The sequence below is a fragment of the Salinibacter altiplanensis genome, from assembly GCF_002894645.1.
GTDB classification, from domain to species: Bacteria; Bacteroidota; Rhodothermia; order Rhodothermales; family Salinibacteraceae; genus Salinibacter; species Salinibacter altiplanensis.
On sequence record NZ_NCQY01000025.1, the window covers coordinates 56,025 to 79,463 of the forward strand.

The 23,439-nt window shown below is 63.5% G+C and carries 21 protein-coding genes and 1 riboswitch; of the genes, 13 read left to right on the forward strand and 8 right to left on the reverse strand.

The window, feature by feature from the left end; translation table 11 throughout:
• Positions 1–193 precede the first annotated feature (193 nt).
• From B7R93_RS11795 to B7R93_RS11810, 4 genes are read left to right on the forward strand one after another with little or no spacing between them, the layout of a single operon-like run.
• Positions 194–1,669, forward strand: a complete 1,476-nt coding sequence (locus tag B7R93_RS11795; RefSeq protein ID WP_103020955.1) for a phytoene desaturase family protein — start codon at positions 194–196, stop codon at positions 1,667–1,669.
• 36 nt (positions 1,670–1,705) lie between these two features.
• Positions 1,706–2,755, forward strand: a complete 1,050-nt coding sequence (locus B7R93_RS11800) for a Brp/Blh family beta-carotene 15,15'-dioxygenase (protein WP_103020956.1) — start codon at positions 1,706–1,708, stop codon at positions 2,753–2,755.
• 56 nt (positions 2,756–2,811) lie between these two features.
• Positions 2,812–3,036: a hypothetical protein gene (locus B7R93_RS11805; protein ID WP_103020957.1), complete on the forward strand. Its 225-nt coding sequence runs from the start codon at positions 2,812–2,814 to the stop codon at positions 3,034–3,036.
• Positions 3,037–3,077: 41 nt separating this feature from the next.
• On the forward strand, positions 3,078–3,389 hold the full coding sequence (locus B7R93_RS11810; RefSeq protein WP_103020958.1) for a 2Fe-2S iron-sulfur cluster-binding protein: 312 nt from the start codon (positions 3,078–3,080) through the stop codon (positions 3,387–3,389).
• Between the two features lie 20 nt (positions 3,390–3,409).
• Here the strand turns inward: B7R93_RS11810 and B7R93_RS11815 are convergent, their stop codons facing one another.
• From B7R93_RS11815 to B7R93_RS11830, 4 genes are all read right to left on the reverse strand, one after another.
• On the reverse strand, positions 3,410–4,309 hold the full coding sequence (locus tag B7R93_RS11815; protein WP_232798374.1) for a fructosamine kinase family protein: 900 nt from the start codon (positions 4,307–4,309) through the stop codon (positions 3,410–3,412).
• A gap of 46 nt (positions 4,310–4,355) precedes the next feature.
• The gene (locus tag B7R93_RS11820; protein WP_103020960.1) at positions 4,356–4,901 is read right to left on the reverse strand and encodes a low molecular weight protein-tyrosine-phosphatase; all 546 of its coding nucleotides are present in this window, start codon (positions 4,899–4,901) and stop codon (positions 4,356–4,358) included.
• Between the two features lie 166 nt (positions 4,902–5,067).
• Positions 5,068–6,438 carry a RagB/SusD family nutrient uptake outer membrane protein gene (locus B7R93_RS11825; protein ID WP_103020961.1) on the reverse strand — a complete coding sequence of 457 codons (1,371 nt, stop codon included), beginning with the start codon at positions 6,436–6,438 and terminating at the stop codon, positions 5,068–5,070.
• A gap of 114 nt (positions 6,439–6,552) precedes the next feature.
• The gene (locus B7R93_RS11830; RefSeq protein ID WP_157942282.1) at positions 6,553–9,510 is read right to left on the reverse strand and encodes a SusC/RagA family TonB-linked outer membrane protein; all 2,958 of its coding nucleotides are present in this window, start codon (positions 9,508–9,510) and stop codon (positions 6,553–6,555) included.
• A gap of 299 nt (positions 9,511–9,809) precedes the next feature.
• Between B7R93_RS11830 and xseA the strand changes: the two genes are divergently transcribed.
• The 5 genes from xseA to B7R93_RS11855 all read left to right on the forward strand — a co-directional run bounded on the left by xseA (position 9,810) and on the right by B7R93_RS11855 (position 16,596).
• On the forward strand, positions 9,810–11,030 hold the full coding sequence (gene xseA, locus B7R93_RS11835) for an exodeoxyribonuclease VII large subunit (protein WP_157942283.1): 1,221 nt from the start codon (positions 9,810–9,812) through the stop codon (positions 11,028–11,030).
• A 303-nt stretch (positions 11,031–11,333) separates the two neighbouring features.
• Positions 11,334–12,410, forward strand: a complete 1,077-nt coding sequence (locus B7R93_RS11840) for a YjbQ family protein (RefSeq protein WP_232798375.1) — start codon at positions 11,334–11,336, stop codon at positions 12,408–12,410.
• 514 nt (positions 12,411–12,924) lie between these two features.
• A riboswitch (adenosylcobalamin-variant (AdoCbl-variant) riboswitch) is annotated at positions 12,925–13,003 on the forward strand.
• A 402-nt stretch (positions 13,004–13,405) separates the two neighbouring features.
• Entirely contained in the window at positions 13,406–14,377 is a 972-nt protein-coding gene (locus B7R93_RS11845; protein WP_103020965.1) for a ribonucleotide-diphosphate reductase subunit beta, read from the forward strand.
• A gap of 53 nt (positions 14,378–14,430) precedes the next feature.
• Positions 14,431–16,119 (forward strand): ribonucleoside-diphosphate reductase subunit alpha, encoded by a 1,689-nt coding sequence (locus B7R93_RS11850; protein ID WP_103020966.1) that lies wholly within the window; start codon positions 14,431–14,433, stop codon positions 16,117–16,119.
• Positions 16,120–16,161: 42 nt separating this feature from the next.
• Positions 16,162–16,596, forward strand: coding sequence for an acyl-CoA thioesterase (locus B7R93_RS11855; RefSeq protein ID WP_103020967.1), 435 nt, complete (start codon positions 16,162–16,164; stop codon positions 16,594–16,596).
• 3 nt (positions 16,597–16,599) lie between these two features.
• Here B7R93_RS11855 and B7R93_RS11860 read toward each other — a convergent pair whose 3' ends face one another.
• Complete coding sequence (locus B7R93_RS11860; protein ID WP_103020968.1) at positions 16,600–17,373, reverse strand: SDR family NAD(P)-dependent oxidoreductase; 774 nt, start codon at positions 17,371–17,373, stop codon at positions 16,600–16,602.
• Between the two features lie 171 nt (positions 17,374–17,544).
• On the opposite strand from B7R93_RS11860, the gene xseB reads away from it, so the two are divergent.
• A complete protein-coding gene (xseB, locus tag B7R93_RS11865; RefSeq protein ID WP_103020969.1) occupies positions 17,545–17,748 on the forward strand; it encodes an exodeoxyribonuclease VII small subunit in 204 nt (67 codons plus the stop codon).
• Positions 17,749–17,850: 102 nt separating this feature from the next.
• On the opposite strand, the gene B7R93_RS11870 is transcribed toward xseB, so the two are convergent.
• On the reverse strand, positions 17,851–18,297 hold the full coding sequence (locus tag B7R93_RS11870; RefSeq protein WP_103020970.1) for a PEGA domain-containing protein: 447 nt from the start codon (positions 18,295–18,297) through the stop codon (positions 17,851–17,853).
• 1,341 nt (positions 18,298–19,638) lie between these two features.
• Between B7R93_RS11870 and B7R93_RS11875 the strand changes: the two genes are divergently transcribed.
• Positions 19,639–19,833, forward strand: a complete 195-nt coding sequence (locus B7R93_RS11875) for a type II toxin-antitoxin system Phd/YefM family antitoxin (RefSeq protein WP_103020971.1) — start codon at positions 19,639–19,641, stop codon at positions 19,831–19,833.
• An 80-nt stretch (positions 19,834–19,913) separates the two neighbouring features.
• On the opposite strand, the gene B7R93_RS11880 is transcribed toward B7R93_RS11875, so the two are convergent.
• Positions 19,914–20,513, reverse strand: coding sequence for a biotin transporter BioY (locus B7R93_RS11880; RefSeq protein ID WP_103020972.1), 600 nt, complete (start codon positions 20,511–20,513; stop codon positions 19,914–19,916).
• Positions 20,514–20,791: 278 nt separating this feature from the next.
• On the opposite strand from B7R93_RS11880, the gene B7R93_RS11885 reads away from it, so the two are divergent.
• Positions 20,792–21,055 carry a phosphoribosyl-ATP diphosphatase gene (locus B7R93_RS11885; protein ID WP_103020973.1) on the forward strand — a complete coding sequence of 88 codons (264 nt, stop codon included), beginning with the start codon at positions 20,792–20,794 and terminating at the stop codon, positions 21,053–21,055.
• Positions 21,056–21,192: 137 nt separating this feature from the next.
• The gene (gene hisG, locus B7R93_RS11890; RefSeq protein WP_103020974.1) at positions 21,193–22,044 is read left to right on the forward strand and encodes an ATP phosphoribosyltransferase; all 852 of its coding nucleotides are present in this window, start codon (positions 21,193–21,195) and stop codon (positions 22,042–22,044) included.
• 31 nt (positions 22,045–22,075) lie between these two features.
• Here the strand turns inward: hisG and B7R93_RS11895 are convergent, their stop codons facing one another.
• On the reverse strand, positions 22,076–23,419 hold the full coding sequence (locus tag B7R93_RS11895) for a TolC family protein (RefSeq protein WP_103020975.1): 1,344 nt from the start codon (positions 23,417–23,419) through the stop codon (positions 22,076–22,078).
• Positions 23,420–23,439 lie beyond the last annotated feature (20 nt).

Here is a 23,439-nt window from a genome sequence, read left to right on the forward strand (position 1 = left end):
AGACTCAGACGCAATACCGGCCGGAGCGGCCCCCGGCACTACAGTACCAAGGGTAATGGAGGAGCCCGGCGGTCCCCAGCGCAGAACGTTACTTAAGAGAAAAGAACATGTTTTTATCTGAAATAGAGGATCCTCCTTCTTCACAGAGGAATATGGATAGTGCTACGCTGACACACCCAGTGCCTCATCCTCCATGACAGTTCCGGACTCCGTATCCATCGTAGGCGGCGGCATCGGCGGACTCTCGGCAGCTTGTCACCTCGCCGACGCCGGGGCCGACGTTACCCTGCTCGAGCAGCACGATAGCCTCGGCGGGGTGGCCGGCTCGTTCGACTCCGATGGGTTTCGCTTCGACTCGGGGCCGTCGTGGTACCTGATGCCGGAGGTGTTCGAGCACTTTTTTGAGTCGTTCGGGTCGTCCGTCGACGCGGCGTATGAGCTGAAGCGCCTCGACCCGAGCTACCGCGTCTTCTGGAAGGACGGCGACCGGCTCGATGTCCCCGCCGACCCGGAGGCCCTCGCGCCAAAGCTCGAGGCGTACGAGGACGGGGCGGCCGATGCCTTCCATCGGTACCTCGACCACGCAGAGGCCGTCTATGAGCTTGCGATGGACCGATTCGTCTATCCCCGCCGGGCCCGGCCGCGAGATTGGATCGACGGAGATGTACTGCGCGCGGCGTGGGCCTTGCCGTTGCTCCAACCGATGGACCGCCATGTGCGGAGCTACGTGGAGCACCCGAAGCTGCGCCAGCTACTGGAGTACAAGCTGGTCTTTCTCGGGGGCTCGCCCTACAACACGCCCGCCCTCTACACGCTCATGAGTCACGTCGACTTCAACCAGGGGGTCTTTCACCCGGTGGGCGGCATGCAGGTGCTCGTCGACGCTCTTGCGGGCCTGGCCGACCGCCTCGGCGTCACCCTCGAACTCAACGCCCCCGTGTCGGAGATTCGGCCAAACGGTTCGTCCGTGCAGGTGCGCACGAACGGGGACACGTGGAGGGCCGACTGCGTCGTGGCCAACGCCAGCCCAGCCCACGTGGAGCAGTCGCTCCTGCCCCCCGAGCAACGCGACCACGGCGACGCGTACTGGGAGGAGCGCACCTACGGCCCGTCCGCCTACATGCTCTACCTCGGCGTGGAGGGGGACGTCGGCCCGCTGCGCCACCACTCGCTCGTGCTTCCCGTGGACTGGGACGCGCACTTCGCGACGATCTTTGGCACCCCCGGATGGCCTGCCGATCCGGCCTATTACGTCCACGTCCCTTCCAAGACCGATCCCTCGTACGCCCCCGACGGCCACCACTCGGTCGTCATCCTGGTGCCCATTGCCCCGGGCCTGAACGACGGCCCGGCCCGCCGTGCCTGGCTGCGCGAGCGCGTACTGGACGATCTGGCCGAGCACGCAGTTGACCTTCGAGGGCGCATTGAGGTGGAACACGAGGCCTGCGTCTCGGACTTCGCCAACTACTTCAACCAGCCGCAGGGCAACGCCCTGGGCCTGGCCCACACGCTGTGGCAAACCGGCCCGCTGCGTCCCGCCCACCGGGCGGACACGGCATCGGGACTCTACTACACCGGTGCGGACACGCAGCCGGGCGTCGGACTGCCGATGTGTCTGATTAGTGGCAAACAGACCGCTCAGGCCGTCGCTGCCGACACCGCCGCGTAGCCCTCTCACCCGCTTTCTCACGCAGCCTGCTCACCCATGGCTTCTCCTGCTGCTTCGTCGGTCTCTGCTCCCCCACGCCAGGCCCCGGCGCGGTCCCCCACGACGCTCGCCGTGTGGGGCTCGCGCATCACCCTCGGGGCCCTGGCGGTCGGGGGCATCCTGGCCGCGTTGCTCGACGTGTCACTCTCGATGAAGGCGCAGATGGTGGGGTACCTCATCGGGATGGTGGCTCTCAACCTGCCCCACGGTGGCTATGAGCACTTCGAGAACCTACGCCACCGCCGCGTCTCCTTCAGCCTGCGGTACGTCGTGTTGTACGTGGTCTTCCTCGTGGGCTTCGTGGGCTTCTTCTTCGTGGCGCCCGTCGTGGCGCTCGGCCTCGCCTTCTCCACGGCGGTCGTCAAGGGCGGACACGGCGGGGTGAAGGCGATGGATGCCCTGTGCGGGACCGAGCACCTGCAGTCGTCCTGGCAGCGCGGCCTGGCGGCCTTCGTGCGGGGCGGCGCCATCATGCTGGTGCCGCTGCTGGCCTGGCCCGGTGTCTACGTCACGTTCTCCACCCATATGGTGCACATCTTCGGCGCAGCGGGCCCGCTCCCGCTGGCGACGCGCCTCTCGGATGTTCAGATGGCAGTGGGAACGGTCTACGGCCTCGCCCTCGCGGCCCATCTCGGCGGGGGGCTGTACACTGGGGGCCTGTCAACGGCATGGCTCACGGATTTTGCCGAGACGACACTCCTGGTCGTCTACTTCACGTTCGTCCCCATGATGCTGGCAGTGGGGCTCTACTTCCCGCTCTGGTACACCCTGCGCCAGACCGCCCGCACCACGGCCGTCGCGTCCGACGACCCGGCGCCGGACCGGCTGTCGCTCCCCCTCACCTGGGCGGCGATGGTCGTGGGGGCACTCGTCACGTTCGGGCTTATGGCCGGCTTCTACGTGCTCGTCCCGAATCCCCTGGGCGGCGCCGGACTGCTCGGCGGGGCGGTGGCGTTCTACACCATCTTCGTCTGTCTCCTGGCGCTGCCCCACATCGTCGTGGGCGAGTGGCTGGACTCGGCACGGGGCATCTGGTACGTGCCGTAGCCCCTCCTCCGTTGCGTCCTTCCGAATTGACTGCTTGCTCAATCCCCCACACGCCTATGTCCATGGATGCCAACCAGGTCATCGTCCGCGACTCCATTGTTTTCGCCGTGGCCCTCGTGTTTGTGGCCGCGGGCTTCGCCGACGCCGTGCACATTCTCACTGGCCTTTCGTGGTGGGGCGCCGCGCCCCTCGGCGTGGTCCTTTGGGGCACCGCCGCCACCCTTCTGTACCGCCGTGTCCAGGACCAGCTGGCCGATCCCCCCAACAAGACGGTGACCTGACGCGCACGTCCCTCATTGCAGCGGTCCACCCGCCCCCCGCCATGAGCAAAACCGCCCCCACGACCGACGTGCACACAATTACCGTACAGACCGAGACCGGCCAGCACGAGTTCGAGGCCAAGTCGGGCATCACGCTGCGACAGGCCCTGCGCCGTCACGGACATTCGCCCCACAATGCCGTTACGAACATCGCCAACTGTGGGGGGCGGGGCCACTGCGGCCTGTGCGTGGTCGAGATCGTAAAGGGCGCTCCTCCCCCCACGCAGGCTCTCGACAGCACGCTCAGTGGCATGGGCATGGGGCGCCTCTCCTGCCTCGTGACGATCGATCACGACATGACCGTCCGCCTGTAGCCCTTCTGCAATTGCTTCAGCTACGCGAAGGGACGAAGGACGTCCTCCACCTGCGCGGCATAGCCGCCCCCGAAGAGATTGAGGTGGTTGATGAGGTGGTAGAGGTTGTAAACGTCGCGGCGCGTCTCGTAGTCCGGCGCCAGTCCCCACGCCGACCGGTAGGCGTCGTAGAAGCGATCGTCGTACCCGCCGAAGAGCTCAGACATGGCCAGGTCGGCCTCGCGGTGGCCGTAGTACGTGGCGGGATCGACGAGGGCCGGGGCCCCGACGGCGGTCACCATGTAGTTGCCCGCCCAGAGGTCGCCGTGCAGCACGGACGGCTCGGGCGACTTGGGGAGGATGTCCGGAAGGCGCCGGTAGAGGGCGGCAAGGGCCGCCTCCCAGCCGTCGTGCCACCGGTTGCGCTCCCGCGCCATGTCCGCCTGCGGCGCCAGCCGTTGCTCCCGAAAGAATGCCGGCCAGTCGTCGGTCCACTCGTTCGACTGCGGCAGACGACCGATAAAATTATCGCGATCAAACCCGTACGCGTCGGCGGTGTGGCGGTGCAGGGCCGCAAGTCCTTCCCCGAACCGGTCCCAGAAGCGTCGTCCTTCCCGCCCCGGGTTGATCCATTCCATGACGAGAGCCCCCGGACGGGCCTTCGTGGCGGGCACGGTGTCGTGGACCGACGGCACCACGAGGGGGCTGTCGGCCGCGCCGAGGGCCTTCAACCCGGCCGCCTCGCCGGGAAAGGTGCGCGCCACCTCATTGGGGCCGTACTTCAGAAAGAACGGCGCGGCGTCGGTTTCGAGGCGGCACGCGTTCGCGATGCACCCGCCACGGACAGACGCCACCGACTCGATCGTTGCATCGAGCCGCTCCTCCAGCGTGTCACGGAGCGCATCCGGCAGCATACTGAGTGGGGGACTGGGGGCGTACACAAAAAGAGCGCGACGGTCATTGCCATCCGATCAGCCCGAGTCCGGGTCAGCGTCCATGCTCCTGCTTGTCTGCCCCCGCCTGCTCGTCCCCAACGTCGACCAGGTCGTACTCGTCGGCAAGGCGGTGAAGGAGCATGTCCGCAGTCCGCTCGACGATCTCGAAGACCCGTTCGAAGCCCTTGCGCCCCCCGTGGTAGGGATCCGGCACCTGGTAGTCGTCCGGCTCCGGGTCAAACTCGCGGAAGAGCCGCACCTTGCCCCCGTACTGGTCGTCCTCATCGAGATGGAGCACGTCATTGAGGTTGCTCTTGTCCATCACGAAGATGTGGTCGAACCGCTCCAGGTGCTCGGGCTGAAACTGTGAGGCACGGTGCTCCTCCAGCGACAGGTCGTTGCGCTGGGCGGTCCTGCGCATCCGGTCGTCCGCCGTGTCCCCAGCGTGCCAGCTGCCGGTGCCGGAGGACGCAATCTCGAAGTGCTCGTCCAGGCCGGCCCCCTCCACCTTGTCACGGAAGACCGCTTTGGCGAGGGGACTCCGGCAGATGTTGCCGAGGCACACGAACTGGATGCGAATCGGATCGGAAGTGGACATGTGATGGATTCAGGTGTGAGGGGATTGAGCGAGGCACACGGTCAATACGGAACGGAGATGAGCGTGTGTCCCGCCCGTCCAGCCGAACGGAAAACGCAAGCACAAAAGGCCCCGCCGGTGTCGACGGGGCCGTTGTAGGTTCGAGTCTTTCGTCTTTGCAAACTGCCTATACATTTTCGTCCGCGGGAATGGGGAACTGCAACCACACGTCGTCGCCTTCGCGGTCGAGGGGAAGGTCGTCGTTCAGACAGGCATCGTCGTTCGCATCTCCGCAATCCTCACCGAGCAGGCGACGCACGTCGATCCAGCGATGGCCTTCCCCATACAGCTCGTACCGTCGCTGATAGAGCAATTCGTCGAGCAGTGCCTCCTCCGTCATCCGCCCCGAGTAGTCGCCCAGACCGGCCGCGTTGCGAATGACATTCAGGGCGTCGACCACGGCGCCTAGATCCGGCGACGACTTCAGGAGATGGGCCTCTGCACGAAGCAGAATGAGCTCGGCGTTGCGAATAATGGGAATGGGGGCCGTCGGCCCGTCATACACGGCAAACCCCCAATCGGACTGAAGGCCCGCTCCCTCAAACGTATCGTCCCGCTTCACGACCTTGTCCATCCGGGTGTCATCCTCCCGGATGTCAGCTACGTAGCTCGGGTGGGCCGCAATGAGGTCGCCGGAGGCCTGCGGATCGAGGAAAAACGGGTTGGTCATGTCGCCCGCCGCGGTCGAAAAGATGTGGAAGGTTCCTTGGTTCAACGGCGCCCCGGGATCGATAAAGGAGTCGCCGAGCAGGCTCAGCACCTGCTCGTAGTCTTGCCGGTACGCCGCGACGCGCGCCGCAAGGGCACGGTTGAAGGTTCGGAAGGTCTCCGGAGTTTGGAACCCGTCGAAGCCCGACGTGGGCGAGAACGGAAAGTCGTCGCTCGCCCCCTGGAGTGCCTGATTTGCATCGTCCAGGGTGTCCGCGATCGCCTGTAGGGCCGCGTTGTACTCTACAAGCGGACCGGGCTCGTCTCCCGCCACGTCCACACGGATGCCATTTCGGAAGGTGAGGTTGGCATTCATCAGTAGCTGATGCGCCATGAGCGTCTTTGCAAACCCACGCGTTGCGTTTTTCTCCGCATCGCTTAGAATTCCCGAGTCCGCATTGCCAAGGGCGTCAATCAGAATGTTCGCATTCCGAACAACCCGATAGCGCTCCGCCCAGGGACGGGTAATGTAGAACGTATTGTTGTCCAGCACCGAGTTGTCGCCTCCGAGCAGCTCCGACGTGAATCGAGGCTCCGACCCACTGAAGCGAATGTACTCGCGTCCGATCACGCCAACATCCGTCAGGTACTGATTAATGTCCGTCCGCATCCCTGCCTCAATGCCCGTTGCCACATTTGCAATCTTGTCGCGGGTCGGATTCTGAATCGTTCCGTCCAGGCTCGGCTGGTTGGGGTCTCCCCGGTCGTCAATACCAATGGAGTCACACCCACCTCCGAGAGTGACGAGAAGCCCGCCGAGGATGGCAGTGAACAGGGAGCGCTGTATCATGAGGCGCAAGGGGGCCGATCTGCGGGAAAAGCGAGCGAGCATGGGCGAGACGCAATTGGGCATGGCGAAAAGCAGGAACGGATGCGGGTCAGGACGACAGGACAGGGACGCACGTTACAGCCCCACATTCAGGTGGAAGAAGAACTTCTTGGAGGAGGGAAAAGGGGTTACTTCCACTCCATTCGCCACCGGCGTTGATCCGAAGTTGTTCACCTCCGGATCGTAGCTCTTGTAGGGCGTGATTGTGAAGACGTTGTTGGCCGACAAGCCGACGCGAACGCGCCGAACCGCCCCATCGAAAACGTCCCGCAAGAGCGGGTCCGGAAACTCATAGAACACCCCCACCTCCCGGAGACGAAAGTACGAGGCGTCCTGCACGAATTGCTGGGCCGAAACGCCCTGGGCATTCAGGCGCTCAACGCCGTCCGGCGTGCCGTCTCCGTCCTCGTCCTCGTCGAAGTCGGGCGATGTTCGACTCAGGTCAAAGAGCAACTCGGAAAGGTTCAAATTGTCGCCGCCCTTTTTCCAGTGGGCAAGGAACGATGCACTCAGCCCATCGAAGAGCGTAACCTCGTTGGAGAACGACATCTGAAACTCGGGGGACGTGTCGCCGAGTTGAAAGACCCCGTCCGAAGACCCGTCTCCATCCCGGTCGTCGACGCCCACAATCTGTGTGGGGCTTCGGCCCTCCTGGATCCGGACCTCCCCGAGCGTCGCCCCAAATCCGCCCCCCACGGCTCGAAAGGACGGAACGGGAAGGTCCCGCACCTCCGCGTCGTTGGTCCAGAAGTTGATGGTTGACTCCCACTCCACGGTGTTGTTCGACACAGGGAGAACGGTCAGGGATGTCTCAAGGCCGCGATTGACGAGCTTTCCGGCGTTGATGGTTTCGAGCTGGAACCCGGTGGAGGAGGGCACCTCGCGGCGGAGCAGTTGGTCGGTAATGGCCTTCCGGTACACCGTAAAGCTGAGGTTCGCTCGCCGGTTGAAGAGGCCCAGATCAACCCCCGTTTCGATCTCGGACTGACGCTCCGGCTCAATCGAGTCGTCGCCCCGCTCCCGATCGACGAGCGTTCCCGCCTGTCCACCCACGTTTGGGGCCTCAAAAGAGGTAAACTTCGTCCCAAAGTTGGTCGTGTTGCCCGTTTCTCCGAAGGCAACGCGCAGCTTGAGCTGATCCACCGCATCGTACGTCCAGAAATCGAAGTTCGCCACCCGCACCGCGAGCGACGACTTCGGGAACAGAAAAAACTCGTCGGTGTCGCCGTTTAGCGAACTGCGGTCCCCTCGAACCCCCGCGGTGAAAATGACCTTATCGTCGTAGTTTGCCTCCTCCTGAACGAAAAAGCTCCGGTCATTTTGGAAGGTCCGCTCCTGGGTGGACGAAAGCGAAGCGGCCTGGTCGAGGTTCTGCTCTCCCGGAATGAGATCCCGGGCGACAAAATTGGTAGAGTTGACGTCTGAATCCGACGCCGTGAAGCCGACCTGCGTCGTCAGGTCGAGGGCGGGGTCCTCAATCGCATACTCGTGCACGAGCAGGGTGCGAAAATTCGTAAAGAGCGAGTTCGTCTCCCCCAGAATCGAGGTTCCCGGCTGATCGTCATTCGGCTCGAACTGGAGGCGCCGGGGAAAGAGCCCAACGGTTTCGAACTGAAAAAAGTCAACCCCTCCTTCCCCCACGAACCGCAGGCGCTGGGTGTCGGTGTTGAAAAAGTCGTAGTTGAAATTTGCGCCGGCCATGACGCGGTTGAGCTTCTCCTCGTTCGTAAACAGGTCCCGCGTCTGAAGCGGATTCGAGGCATTGAACGGGTGATCCGGATAGGTGCCATCCTCCCGCTCGCGAATGTCGATAAAGTTCGGCGTCGACGTGAGTGAGCGGCCGAAGGTCGTGCCCGAATTATCATTCCCCGTGAGGCCTCGCCGGGTCTCGCTGTTGACGTAGTTGACGGTGCCGGTAATCGAAGAACGCGCGCTAAACGTGTGGTCCACATTCAGCCGTACCGAGCGCCGTTCAAACCCAGTCCGTTCGATGATGCCTTCGTCATCCTGCCACGCTCCCGACAAATAAAACCGGGTGTCCTGCGACCCTCCACTCGCCGAGATCGACGTGGTCGACAAGACGCCTTCTTGTCCAAAGAGCTCTTCCTCGTAATCGATGAAGCCCCGCTCGTTTTGCGCCTCCAAGAACTCCTGCCGCCCCCGTTCCCCGAATGCCACCTCGGCCGTTTCGGCCGTGAAGTCCCGCATCCCCAGCTTCTTCCGGATCGTCGTGACCCCGAGCGTCTGCGAGAAATCGACCCGAGTCTCCCCGGCTTCTCCACGCTTCGTTTCAATGAGCACCACGCCGTTCGAGGCGCGCGCCCCGTAGATGGCAGCCGCCGAGGGCCCCTTCAAAATCTCGATCGACTGGACGTCTTTGGGATTGAGATCGGCGATTCGGTTTACTGGGTTGTCCTGATTGGACCGGCTTCCTCCCGAGGCGGCCTGGGTAACGGCGTTCACGTTCGTGGGAATGGACGCGTTGCTTACGATAATGCCATCGACGATGTACAGCGGCTGGGCATTCCCGTTGATCGTCGACACCCCGCGGAGCCGAACGCTCACGCCCCCGCCGGGCGCTCCGGAGTAGGAATTGATTTGGGCCCCGGGCACTTTTCCGCTCAGTGCCCCATCGATCGACTCGACGTCCGTGGTTCCCTCCAAGTCCGCGGCATCAACCGACGTGACCGCATTGGCGAGGTTCTCTCGCTTCACCTCCGACCCCAGCCCCGTAACCACAACCTCGTCCATGTCTACCACATCGCGTGGCAGTGCGACATCGACCTGTGCCTCGCCGTCCGGCACTTGAACCTCTCGCTCCTGGTACCCGACAAACGAGAACAAAAGGACGTCTCGGCCGGTCGGCACTTGGATCTCGTACTCGCCGTTCAGGTCCGTCGTCGTTCCCACAGTCGTGTTTTTTACCCGCACATTGACCCCAGGAATCACTTTCCCATCCTCGGCGTCTGTCACCACCCCGCTCACCGTTGTTTGGGCCTGCACGGGCAACACCAGGACCAGTCCGTGAGCCACTACGAAAAGCGCGGCGAGGAGAAGGGAAACAGGGAAGCGTCTGTGTCGGGCATCCATGGATCCGGTTTATGCTGACGAGGAAGGACGAATTTCTCGTAAACGATTGCCCTTATGTAAATATCCCTTGCACACTCGGTCAAGGACTTTTGAACCTACAATCATGAACATAACGTGAAGCACATGAGAAAGGGATCCGGCGTGTGCTCGTCTGTTCCGGTCGGTGCCGGGGCTCGGACGCTCGAAGATTGTCCCCGATTCTGAAATCTTTTTTCTCCCCCGCCCTATCTCTGCTCACTTCTGTGTCAAACGCTCTCTCTTCTGACATTCTCACTGTCACCGAACTCACCCGCGGTCTCAACGGCCTGGTTGAAGACCACTACGACGACGTGTGGGTGGAGGGGGAATTGTCCGATTTCACGCGGGCCGCGTCCGGGCACTGCTATTTCAGTCTCAAGGACGAAGATGCGCAGATCCGGTGTGTGATGTGGAAGCACCTTACGCAGCATGTCTACTTCGAGCCCGAGGAGGGGATGCAAGTCCGCGTGAACGGCCACGCCTCCGTCTACGAGCGGCGGGGCGACCTGCAGATCCAGGCACAGGCGATGCGGCAGACAGGCAAGGGCGCCCAGCAGAAGGCGTTCGAGCAGCTCAAGCAGAAGCTGCAGGCAGAGGGGCTCTTCGCCCCCGAGCGCAAGCAGATGCTCCCCTTGTTTCCCGACACCATTGGCATCGTCACCTCGGGCCAGGGGGCGGCGGTCCACGACCTCCAGTCGGGCCTGGCGCGGCGATTTCCGCCGGCGGAAGTGGTGTTGTGCCCCGTCACGGTACAGGGCCTCGACGCGCCCCAGGCCATCGCCGATGCGGTGGCGGCCTTCAACGAACTGCCCTCCGATGATGCACAGCGGCCCGATTTGCTGATCGTGGGACGGGGCGGCGGCTCCACCGAAGACCTGTGGGCGTTCAACGAGGAGAAGGTGGCGCGTGCACTCGACGCGTCCGCACTGCCGGTCGTGAGCGCCGTCGGGCACGAGTCGGACGTGACGATCGCCGACCTCGTGGCCGACGAGCGGGCCGCCACCCCTTCGGCGGCGGCCGAACTCGTGGTGCCGGACCGACGGGACGTGGCCGGGCGCATTCGGGGCCTCCACGACCGCCTCCATACCCAGGTGACGCGTCGGCTCCAAAATGCCCGCCAGCACGTCGACGCCCTGGTGGCGTCGCGGGCCTTCCATGCCCCGGCGCGGCGCTTGAGGCAGCACCGACAGCGCCTCGACGTCCTCGCGGACCGCCTGGAGCGAGGGGGAACCCGCGTCGTGAAGCAGGCCCGTACCCGCCTCGATCACCTCCACGACCGCCTGCACGCGCTCGACCCCGAGCAGCCGTTGCGACGAGGCTACGCCCATCTCACCCGCGACGGCATGCCTGTCCACTCGGCCGAGTCGCTCGACGAGGGCGAGCGGGTGCGCCTCCACTTCCAAGACGGGCACCGCGACGCACACGTGCTTCCGAGCGACGCGTAGCCGCGACGGTCTGCCTCCGCCCGTCCCCCACGAGCAACCGCCCCCGCGAGCAACGACGCGTTCGCGCATGCCCCCACTACGATGTCACAGCATCGTAAAATCGTGGCCCCGAGTCGCTCCTGCGCGAGACGACTGGGGAGGGGGCACCTCAGGCCTTGATCAGGAACCGCCCTGTTTGTAGGCTGTACATCCGACGGCTTTTCGCTGGGCGCCGCCGTTCTTCTCTCCCAACGCCCCGGCGTTCCCACTGCCTTTCCGCCTCTCCGTCCTACGGCTGGCCCAACTGTCAACGTCTCACGCTCCATGGCTCCGGACCCAACCCAACTTACGATTCAGTTCCAGCCGGAGCAGCGCGTAGACGTCATCGACGTAAACGAGCACGTAGAGCGGAAGGACGAGGGGTTTTTGCACGACCACGAGCAGGCCCTCTACTGTTCGTACCACACGACGGCCGGGTATCTGGAAGAAACCATCTGCAACCGGCTCGACCGGTGTCAGGATCAGGTGCACAAGTTTCTAGATCCTTTTCGGGAGCTCTTTCCGTACGGGGCCAACTATCAGCATGATCAACTCCACCTTCGGAAGGAGTTGAGTCCCAAGCAACGCCGCACCGAGCCCCGCAACGCCGATTCCCACCTGACATTCATTGGGTCGGGCCTTGAAAACTGTGTCACGTACCCCAGCAGTCCCGCCCGGCCGGTCTTCTTCATCGACCTCGATGGGATCAACAAGGACAACCAGGACCGCCGCGAGCGCCGCACGACAGTCATTGGGTACAACGACGAGCGGGTCGTCGAACAGATGGACCTTCGCGTTCCGGTCTCCGACCATTCCATCGACTCGGTAAGCCTGCGCGACCCCCGGCTCGGAATTTTCAAGCGCCTCCACGAGCGACTGGCCGCGCACGGGATCAGCACGGGCCGTGTGCATCTCGAACTCGTTCCGGAGGAGAAGCACGTGGGCCTCACGGTGAACGAGTACGAGACCCTCCTTATGAAGCACGACCTGGTCGAGGTGCTTCGGGACCCACTGCGGTTCATGGCACGGAAGGGCCGAAACATGCTCCGCGACCCCGGCGCCATTCCCAAGAAGGCCAAGAACTACGCGAAGTACGATCTCGTCCGCCTCGTCAACAAGGTCGTCGACACCCTGGGCCTGAGCGAGTCCTTGATCGAGCGCATCATCGACAAGTGTCTCGCAGTGCCGGCCGAGCGGTTCCTACGAATGAAGCGGTCGGTCAGCCTGCTCGTGACCGAGGACGAGGCCAACGGCGAGGGCACGATTGAACAAGGCCGCTACCAAAGCCCCATCCTCGTGCAGTGGCGTACGTCCGACCCACAGGCGCGTCGCGTCCGGGCCACCCTAACTCGTTTCGAGTAGATCGCGCCCGGCCGTCGACGACGGGGCCCTCTTCCCCCGACGCTGAGAACCTGTTTGGGAACTGGACCGGACGGGAAGACCGAGCATCGAGAAGCCGATGATCGGCGCAGGGTCGAGGGCTGCGAACGACCGCCTGAGACCGGGGATGATTTGCGGGCCACCCCTGCCGGTTGGGCCCCCGAGACGTAGATTGAAGCAGGTTCTACGTCTTCTTCTGTGAAGACTTGGCCTCGGTTGAGGAAAGACTTCCTCCGGTCCTCAATTTCCCCCCAGCAATAGTCAGGATTGGCAAGCACGTCCTGGCGTGAGGCATCGGTGGCCTCCTTCCGAAACCGGGTCTGTGGCATCTGAGGGCGAGGGTTTCCATCACGTGTTCCGTCGAGACCTTGAAGATGCAATCGCCCTGTAACTGTCATCGGGAGAGTTGACACTGCTCCAAGCACCGCTTATTCTCTGCCTACATATGACTCGTTCTCTCTGAGGCCACACCGTCGTGGTGTGGTAGCCGCTCCGGCCGGAGCGGTGCCTCGGGGAAAGTCCGGTGGAATTCCGGCGCTGTCGCGCAACGGTGATAGTCCGAATGCCTGCTCAGAGAACGACCCGTTCCCCCTGCCGGTGATCCGGCACGTGGGAAGCCTCACGCGTCATGAGGCCTGCGGTCTGCATCGTGGAACGGCTACACAGGAACCGCCCGTCCCTCATCTGGACTATTCCGGGGACGGCACGAAGAGGGTTCTGCTGTTCCCCACGTGCTCCCCGCCTTCGTGACGCGTCTTTGCGTCCGAAGGACTCTTTATTTGTGGAGCACACCATGTCTCACCTGGTTACTGTCGATCGCCGCCTGTCTCCGTCGACAGCCCATCCCCCACCTCGTCCGCCCGGGGGGCCCCTCACGCTAGCCTCGCGGCCCGCCCTCCTGTGGCGCATCGTCTAACGCGTTTCTTCTGTCTGCTCCGCCCCTGCCCCGCATCTACCGCACCGTTCCTCCGCCTGCCATGGACATTTTCGACGAGCGCGTCAACCTCAAGCCCTATGAGTATCCGCACCTGCTGGACTTCAAGGACGCCATTCGTCATTCCTACTGGGTTCACGACGAGTTTACCTTCGAAGGGGACGTCCAGGACTTCCACGTCAACTGCACCGACACCGAGCGCAGTGTCATCACCAAAACGATGCTTGCCATCGCCCAGATCGAGGTGTCCGTGAAGACCTTCTGGGCCGACCTGTACCACCGCATGCCGAAGCCTGAAATCGGCGCCGTCGGCATGACGTTCGCCGAGTCGGAAGTTCGCCACATGGACGCGTACTCCCACCTTCTCGACCTCTTGGGCCTGGATGATCGGTTCGCACGCGTCGAGCAAATTCCTGCAATTGCCGACCGGATTGAGTACCTGGATGCCTGTTTGCAGAATGACGGCGGCACGGACCGCGATTTCGCCTTCTCCATTCTTCTCTTTTCGATCTTCACCGAGCATGTGAGCCTGTTCAGTCAGTTCCTCATCATGCTCTCGTTCGACAAGTACGAGAAAAAGTTCAAAGGCGTCGCAAATGCCGTGGAGGCCACCTCCAAGGAAGAGCAGATCCATGGCCTCTTCGGGGTGGAGCTGATCGACGTCATCCGGGAGGAACACCCCGATTGGTTCGGGGCCGACTTCGACGCGGAGGTCCAGGCTGCCTGCCGGCGTGCGTATCAGGCCGAGCACAAGGTGCTCGACTGGATCTTCGCGGACGGCGAGCTGGACTTCCTGCCGCGTCCCGTCGTTGACACCTTCCTGCGTGACAAGTTCAACGAGTCGCTTCGCAATGTGGATGTCCCCCCGATCTTTGAGGTCGACCCCGAGCGGCGCGACGAAACCCGCTGGTTTCACGAAGAGATTCTGCTCACGAAGGGCAACGACTTCTTTTCGAAGCGGGGCACCAGCTATTCGAAAATGACGCAGAGCGTGAGTAGCAGCGACCTCTTCTAGAGACTGGTGTCCCCGACCGCTTCCGTTCTTTTTTCTCTCTGCCCAACGCCGCGATGGCTCAGCCCGCCCTCTCCCTCCCCACCACCGACTCATCCCGCGATTTTGCCTGGCTCAACGAGCACGCCAGGACGTTTCTCCGTCGCGGCTACTTGCTCGACGACACCACGCCCAAAGAGCGGGTCCGCGAGATCGCCGAACACGCCGAGTCGATTCTCGGCGTCGATGGCTTTGCCGACCGGTTCTACACGTACATGAGCCGCGGCTACTACTCCCTCGCCTCTCCAGTGTGGTCGAACTTCGGCCTCGACCGGGGCCTGCCCATCTCGTGCTTCGGGTCCTACTTCGAAGACACGATGACCTCCATCCTCGACACCCATGCCGAGGTGGGCATGATGACAAAGGTGGGCGGCGGCACCAGTGGCTACTTCGGCGACATTCGTCCCCGTGGCGCCCCCATCACCAACAACGGCACCTCCAACGGCACCTACCCCTTTGCCCAGCTCTTCGACAAGGTGATCAACGTGGTGAGCCAGGGCGAAACGCGCCGCGGCCACTTCGCCGGCTACATCGACATCGAGCACCCCGACATCGAAGAGTGGCTCAACATCCAGACCGAGGGCGACGCCATTCAAACGATGATGTACGGCGTCGTGATCGGCGATGCGTGGATGCGGGAGATGATCGACGGCGACGAAGAGAAGCGCGAGCTCTGGGCGAGCGTGATCGAGCAGCGCATGGAGCTTGGCATCCCGTACCTCCTTTTCCGCGGCAACGTCGAAGCCGGCAAGCCGCAGGTCTACAAGGACAAGGGCTACGACATTCACGCGTCAAATCTCTGCTCCGAGATTGCACTGCCCTCAGGCCCGGACGAGAGCTTCGTGTGCTGCCTCTCGTCGATGAATGCCCTCCACTACGACGAGTGGAAGGACACCGACGCGGTCGAGACGCTCACCTACTTCCTCGATGCGGTGATGGAGGAGTTTATTCAGGGGGCGGAGGACATGGCTCATATGCAACGGCCCGTGCGTTTTGCGAAGCGGCACCGCGCCATCGGCATCGGCATCTTGGGCTGGCACTCCTACCTACAGGCCAACATGATCCCGTTCGAGTCGGCGGAGGCCACCACCATCGGCACCGACCTCGCGCAGACGATCAAGGACCGGTCCTACGCCGCGTCCGCGGAGTTGGCGGACCGCTTCGGCGAGCCGCCGGTCCTGGACGGCTACGGGCGCCGCAACGCCACGACGATGGCCGTGGCCCCGACCAAGTCGTCGAGCTTTATCCTCGGGCAGGTCAGCCCCTCCATCGAGCCCATCAAGAGCAACTACCACGTGCAGGATCGGGCCAAGATGAAGGTCACCTACCGGAACCCATCCCTCACGGCACTGCTGGAACAGAAGGGCAAAAACACCCGCGAGGTGTGGGACGAGATTGCCCTCCACGACGGCTCGGTGCAGCACCTCGACATCCTGACCGAGAGGGAGAAGGACGTGTTCAAAACATTCAGCGAGATCAGTCAGATGGCCATTGTAAACCAGGCGGCCGCCCGCCAGAAGCACATCGATCAGTCGCAGTCGCTAAACCTGGCCATCGACCCGAACTCAACCCCGGCGAAGGACATCAACCAGCTGTACATTGAGGCGTGGAGGAAGGGCGTCAAGTCGCTCTACTACCAAAATGGCGTCAACGCCGCACAGGACTTCTCTCGGGAGATCCTGACGTGTAGCAGCTGCGAAGGATGAGGCCCGTACCCGACTCGTCTTCTCCCACCCCCTCTTGTTCTGATGCCCTCTCCCTCCCCAGACTCCCACGACGTCCTCGAGAGTGAAGCGGCGGAAACGCGCATGGTGCACGCCGTCTTTCCGGGCGATACCAATCACTACCACACGCTTTTCGGGGGCACCGCCATGGGGTGGATGGACCAGGCTGCGTTCATCTGTGCGACCCGGTGGTGCCGCACGAAAGTCGTCACCGTTCACACGAGCGAAATCGACTACAAGCACCCGGTGCCCGAGGGCACGATCGTGGAGCTCGTGGCGCAGGTTACGGACACCGGGGGCACCTCCCTCACGGTTCGGGTCGACATGTTCGTCGAGCCGATGGATGCGCACGACCGCATGCTTGCCTGCACGGGGCGCTTCGTCCTCGTCGCCCTCGACGAGGAGGAACGCCCGACACAGGTGCCCTCGGCCTCGGCCTCCGCCCCAAGTGCGACGTAGCCGCTAGATCAGGGACTGGCTTTGGCCGCCGTCCACGTTGATGCAGGCCCCGGTGATGAGGCTGGCCCGCTCGGAGCAGAGAAACGTGACGGCGTCGGCCACCTCGGTCGCACGCCCGAAGCGCTCGATCGCGATGTTCTCCTCAACAAACTGCTCCATCTCCTCTGGCTTCTCCTTCACGCGCTGGTCCCAACTGCCGCCCGGGAAGCGGATGGAGCCCGGCGCCACGCTGTTGACCCGGATCTCCGGGGCAAGGTCCTGGGCCATCACCTTGCTCACACTGATGAGCGCCGACTTGGTCGTGTTGTAGAGCGACAGGCCCGCGCCCCCCAGCTCCCGCCCAAAGATGGACGAGATGTAGCAGATGGAGGCCCCCTCCACCTCCCGCATGTGCGGAACGGCCGCCCGGCTCACGCGGACGTGCGACATGAAGTTCAGGTCCATCAGGTCCTCCCAGTCCTCGTCCGACAGCTCTTCGAAGCTGCCACGCCGGTTGCCCCCCACGTTGCCCACGTAGGTATCGATGCGTCCAAATCGGGCGTGGGTTTCTTTCACGAGGCGCTCCGGCTCGCCCGCCTCCGTGACGTCCATGGGCAGGGCCAGCACCTCCGCCCCCGTCTCTTGGATCTCCGCCGCGGCCTCTTCGAGATCCGATTCGGTGCGGGCACAGATGGCTACGTCGCACCCCTCGCGGGCGAGGGCCTGCGCAATGTACTTGCCAATGCCACGGCTCGCACCGGTGACGATGGCGGTTCGATTTTGAAGTCCGAGATCCATGGCGGGAAGGAAAAATCGTAAGGGAAGGTGAATGCGTGTACCACATAGGATAGACACCGCCACGGTCCCCGTCCATCCCTTCCTTCCGAACCGACCGGGCTTTCAACACATTTAGACAGGACTGCTTCGCCCCCTCTCCCCCCACCGCCGGCAACGCTGCATCGTCCTCCCATGCCCGACACGCCCGACGACACCGATCGCACGTTTGAAGACACCCTGGAACGCCTCGAGGACATCGTCGACACCCTTGAAGACGATTCTCCCTCACTGGACGAGGCGATCGACGCCTACGAAGAGGGCGTGGCCCTGGCCAATGAGTGCCTCGACCGACTCGACGAGGCTGAGCAGCGCGTGAGCGAACTGTCGATCGACTAGCGGGTCCGCCCCATGTCAGGCCGGGTCCCTTCGGGCAGGCACGATCGCAAGGGGGCGCACGTCGTTACCTCCCGCTCCAGGGACGAATATCCAAGCACCCTGCTAGGGGGTCTCTCCCTCTCTCTCGTCGGGTGTGGGCAGGTCCACGGCACTCGAGTCTACCGGCTGTAGCTCGGGCGCAACGGTGCCGGGGTCAAGGGCATGAAGCGCCCCGGTGGAGGCGTCTATGAGCAGGCCCGGAATAAAGAAGTTCAGGACATTGACTGTGGCCCAGAGGCTGCGCCCCGGACGAAGGGTCGTGTGGTAGGGCTCATACCCCTCCTGATAGATGCTAATCGCATACTCCCGGTCCCGCTCCAGAACCGCTGTCGTAGGCGTCTCCCCCACGGGGCGGCCGTCCACCTCAACCTGCGCCTCAGAGGGGGCAGACTCAACGGTCACCTCCTGCGAGGAGCCGTGGATAAGGGTCGCGCATCCCCCCAGTCCTACCGATGCGAAGACAAGGAGGCAGCACACGGCAGTAGGCGCAATCGAAGTCGGTCGAGGCATGAGACGGCATCTTGTTCGGAGAAATACTGCTTGGAATCACCGAACAAATATTGTGCCCGCCTCCGCAAAGCCGACCATTCTCAGAGCGAACCACCGGATCGACCGGGCCCTGCGTGGAGTTGCCTCAGCCGCCTGTCACCGAGTCGCGTTTGGGAGCCGCTCTCGCATCCGGGGTCGTCGGCCCGTCGAGCGAGGCCCATGGCACGGGATGAACCGACCACATGTCCTGGGCCCTCGCTCAACATTACTGGTCGCTTAGATTCAGTGTGCGGGCGTGGGCAGACTCGTGACCTGGGCGCACATGCGGGTGCTTCCGTTACCAGCCACCCGCACCGGCTGCTCAGCGGGTTCCGCAACAGCCCCTCCCAATTGCACGAAGCGGGGCGCTTCGTCGGCCGGAATATGCACGGTCAAGCCCCCCGTAGCCCCCGAACACGGAGACAGATGCACGCGCCGGCACAGCACCGCCTCTTGGCCTCACTCGTCGGATGAGGTCCAAGCAAGAGAAATAGGGGCCAGGGGAACAAGGCATCTTCTCAGACCGATGCGTTCCTGCGACCAAGACACGACCCGCGCCCCCAACGCACCCTCGCCTCCCCGCCACCGCACTACGCGATGAAAACCTCGTGGCAGATCGTCTCGAGTAACGGCGAAGGATCTCTTCGGACGAAGCGGAAGCACTCCGGGGATGCGTCCTGAGGCTGCCAAGTGTCCCTTGCTGTTCGCCGACGCTCAGAGTCTGGTTTTGATTTTGGGCCGGATCGCGAGAGCGAGAATCGACAGAGCGAAAATCGCACCCTGAACGCGGCCTGTAGTGGTACTGCCGGTCGAGCGAGGGGGCGATTTGCAGCCGTCAAGGCCGCTCGCAGCGCCCCGAGCAAGGCGGGGAAGTACTCTCCGGGGTGCCCGAGAGACAAATTAAAACAGACTCTCAAGGCACGTCGGTTTCGGACGTCCTGGGAATGGCCGGCCCTGGGGCAATCGGCACACGTTATTCCCCCGGTACACTGTTCGTCGTGCAGCAGATCCTACCGCTCACACCGGGGGCCGCACACGGCACACGCAATCGACGACATGGGCGCAAACAACAACGGTTGTATGCGTCAAAACCCTCCCTGTAATCTTCCCCTACGCTTCTGTGGCGTCCGTCGCATTTTTCTGCGCATGCCTCTTATTTCTCGCCTTTCTTGTCCAGGGATCTTTTCCGAGATAGTAAGGTAGTTTTTGAAAGAATAGCGGGATAGACGTTGCATCCTGAAACGACAGAGGCGATGTCTGTCCGTGTTAGTACTCCCGCCTTCATGGACCACAATCTCCTACACCAGTTTCTTATCCCCACCAATGTACAGTACTGAAGGCGTAGATGCCGTCGCCACCATCACCGAGCTACGATCGGAAACCTCTGACCTCATCGAGCAGGTGCAATCGACGAACAACGGCGTGCTCGTTCAAAAGAACAACGAGCCGCATGCCGTGCTCATCTCGTGGGAGGTCTACAAGGCCATCAAGGAGAAATTAGACCTCAATGACCTGTAGAAGGGCAGCGCGAAGCGCAGGCGGCCCCACCCTCGTCATCCTCTCCATCCCCCACCCCGCCTTCGCCTTCCTCCTGGACGCTACGCGTTATCACGGGCCAAGTAGCGCGTCCCGCTGTAGAGGAAACCAACGCCAAGGACCTTCACCAGGTCGATCACCGCGAAGCGAAGGAAGCCCTTGTCAATCGACTCCATCCAGGTGCCATGCCCGGCCGCGTAGTGCAGCCACACGACGCCGCACACGAAGACAAGGGCCGCCCCAACCATGGAGGCAAGTGTGCTTCCGGAAAACGCTTTCCACCGCCTCGAAAGGGCCCCGATGACTGCCGCCGCGAACGGATAGGAGAGCAGGTAGCCGGCCGAGACGGCACCAAAGAGGTAGCTTGTGCCGTATCCGTCTCCCACGAACACCGGAAGAAAGAGACCAAGCCCCAGGTACAGGGCCTGGGCAAGCAGTCCGTTGCGCCATCCCAAGTACAACCCACTGGCGTAAACGGCCGCGGTCTGCAGGGTAATGGGGACCTCCCAGAGGTAGACCCGAAGGTTCATCTGTGCCGCGGCGGCCGTCAACAGGGCAAAGCCAACCACCCCAACTGCCTGGAGGAGCGCGGATGCCTGTTCCTCACGGAGCGCGTCGACGAGGGCCGTGTACGAAGACCGGAGGGAGAGCGGATTGGACATGGCGCAGGGGTGCGTTCGTCAATCAAAGGCTAGTGGGAAGCATACTAGTATACCGAACTAGGAAGGGCACCTGCAAGCCCGGTGAATTCCCCTTCCCGAATTTTTACGGCCGCGTCTCACAGGCCGGTCCCGTCCACGATCACTGGCGCCAGACGCCCGTCACGCAGAAGTCAGGCCACGCTGCCCTGAATTCTTCGACAATCACCCATCTCGTCGTTTGCGAGGGCGAGGCCGTCCCGTATTCTATCGTTGGCTCTTCTTCCGATTTCTTCCGCGTCATGAAACGCTTCGAGGAACTGTTCGCCGAACTTACCGACAAGGTCAACCGGGAGGCCCCGGACTCGGGGACCGTCCAGGCCGTGCAGGAAGGGCGCCACGCCATTGGCAAAAAAGTGATCGAGGAGGCCGGGGAGGTGTGGATGGCCGCCGAGCACGAGGGCCCCGGCCGCACCGCCGAGGAGATTTCTCAGCTTCTCTACCATCTGCAGGTTCTCATGATTGCCTGCGACCTCGACCTTGAGGATGTCTACGAGCACCTGTAGCGCCGCGGGGGCGAAACGGGGAGACCCCCTGATGAGGGCGTCGGCCCCACATTTCTCGCTTCCCGCACGCCTCCATGGACACGTGGTGGCCCCGACCCAGGCCCGAATTCATTTTTCTCCACCAACAGACTTCCCCAATGCTGCAAATCGCTCTTCCGAACAAAGGCGCCCTCGCAGACGGTGCCGTCGACCTGGCCGATCAGGCCGGCTACAACTGCCGCCGTCGCGGCCGCGAATTGTCCGTGCGCGACCCGGACTACGGCGTTGAGTTCGTCTTCCTGCGCCCCCGCGACATCGCAACGTACGTGAGCAGGGGCATCATCGACCTGGGCGTAACGGGCCTCGACCTTACGTACGACAGCGGGGCCGACGTGAACCGCGTCTTGGACCTCGGCTTCGGCGCGGCCCGCTTCTGCTACGCTGCGCCCAAGTCCAGCGACGTAACACCCGGCGACTTTACCGCCGACACGCGCATCGCTACCTCCTACGATACCCTCGTGCGCCGCGACCTCGAAAAGCGGGGCGTGGACGCCCGGGTCATCTCACTGGATGGCGCCGTCGAGATCTCAATCCAGCTCGGCGTGGCCGACGTGATTGCCGACGTGGTCCAGACCGGCCGCACCATCGACGAGGCCGGGCTTGCGACGATCGGCGCCCCCATCCTCAACACCGAGGCCGTGCTGGTTGCCCAGAACGGACGCACAATGGAGAAGGACGCCGCCCAGCACTTTGCCGAGCGGGTGAAGGGCATCATTGTGGCCCGGGAGTACGTGGTCGTGGAGTACGATCTGCCAGAGGCGAACCTCTCCGAGGCCCGCGAGATTACCCCCGGCATCGAGTCCCCCACCGTCTCGCCCCTCAACAAGGACGGGTGGGTGGCCGTGAAGGCCATGATCGAGCGCGAGTCCGTCAACACCGTGATGGACGACCTCACCGAGCTCGACGCCCGGGGCGTCATCGTCACCGACATTCGTACCTGCCGGATGTAATCCCCGGGAGATCCCGCGGGCGCGCTTCACGTTAGTATCGGTCGAGCAGTTGTCCGCTGAGGCGCCGAAGCTCCACCTCTGCCTGCTTCGCCTCGAACTGCACCGTGAGGAGCCGGCTTTCGGCCTGAATGAACTGTTCCTGCACCTCGCGGAGCTCGACGCTCGTGATGGTGCCCTGCTCGAACTGCTCCAGGGCCACGTCCACGTTTGCCCGCACCGCCTCCCGGTTCTGCTGTTCGAGGGCCACGAGCCGGAGGCGATTCTGGTACCGCTCGTACGCGTTCGTAAGTTCGGTAACGAGCCGCGACCGCACATCCTCCACGGCGAGGCGGGCGTTGGTGGCACGCACCTCGGCGTTCTGGGTGCGCCGCCACCGGTTCAGCCCGTCGAAGAGATCGAGGGTGATCGACACCCCGTAGGTAAACTCCGTGCTCGTGTTTTCCTGCACGAAGCCGCTTTCCGCATTCAGCTGCGAGTAGTTGAGGCCCGCCGTCAGGTCGATGGTGGGAAAGAAGTCGGCCCGCAGCTCCCGCTGCTCCGCCCGGGCCGCCCGCAGGGCCTGGCGGGCCTGGGTGAGGGCGGGGCTCTCCTGGAGGGCCGTCTGCTGGGTCGGCGCGTACTGCAGGCTCGTGTCCACCTGGATCGTGGGGGCGACCGCGTACCGGGTGGAGGCGTCGTCGGGACGGGCGAGAAGCTGGTTGAGCTGATTCTTCGTGTTGCTGAGGGCCACCGCCTGCCGCAGGGCCTCCGTCGAGTCGGCGTTCAGGTCCACGCGCGCCTGCCGCACCTCCAGGTCGGAGGCCGACCCGAGGTCCCGCCGCAACTCCGTGATGCGCAGCCGCTCGCGCGAGATGGCGACCGCCTCCCGCAGCACCGCGAGCTGTTGCTGCTGCCGCGCCACGTCGTAGTAGCCCTCCACCACGTCGGCCACCAGGGTCTCGATCTGCTCCTCGGTGGCGGCGGCCTGTCGGTCCCGCTCCGCCCCAAGGCGGTCGTACGTCGCGAACGGCCGTAGGCCGTCGAACACGGTCCACCGCGCGTCCGCCCCGGCGCCGGACTGGGTCGACGTGGCCCCGTCCGTGCTCTGTGTCTCTCCGGACAAGAACACCTGCTCCGAGTTGGTGGTGGTTTCCGAGTAGTTGGCCTGCCCCGACAGGGTGGGCAGGAAGCCGGCGTTGCCGAGGGAGACATTGTTCTCGGCGATGTCCGTCTCCCGACGCGCGATCTGGGCCTGCCGGTTGTCGTCGAGCGCCCGCTGGATCGCGTCGTCGAGGCGGAGGGTGTCTCGAGGCGGCGACTGCTGGGCGTGGGTGGGCGACGGCACGAGCACGGCCCCGACGAGAAGGACCAGGGCGAGACGAAGAAATGGATTCATGTACAGAGCGCGTGAGAAGT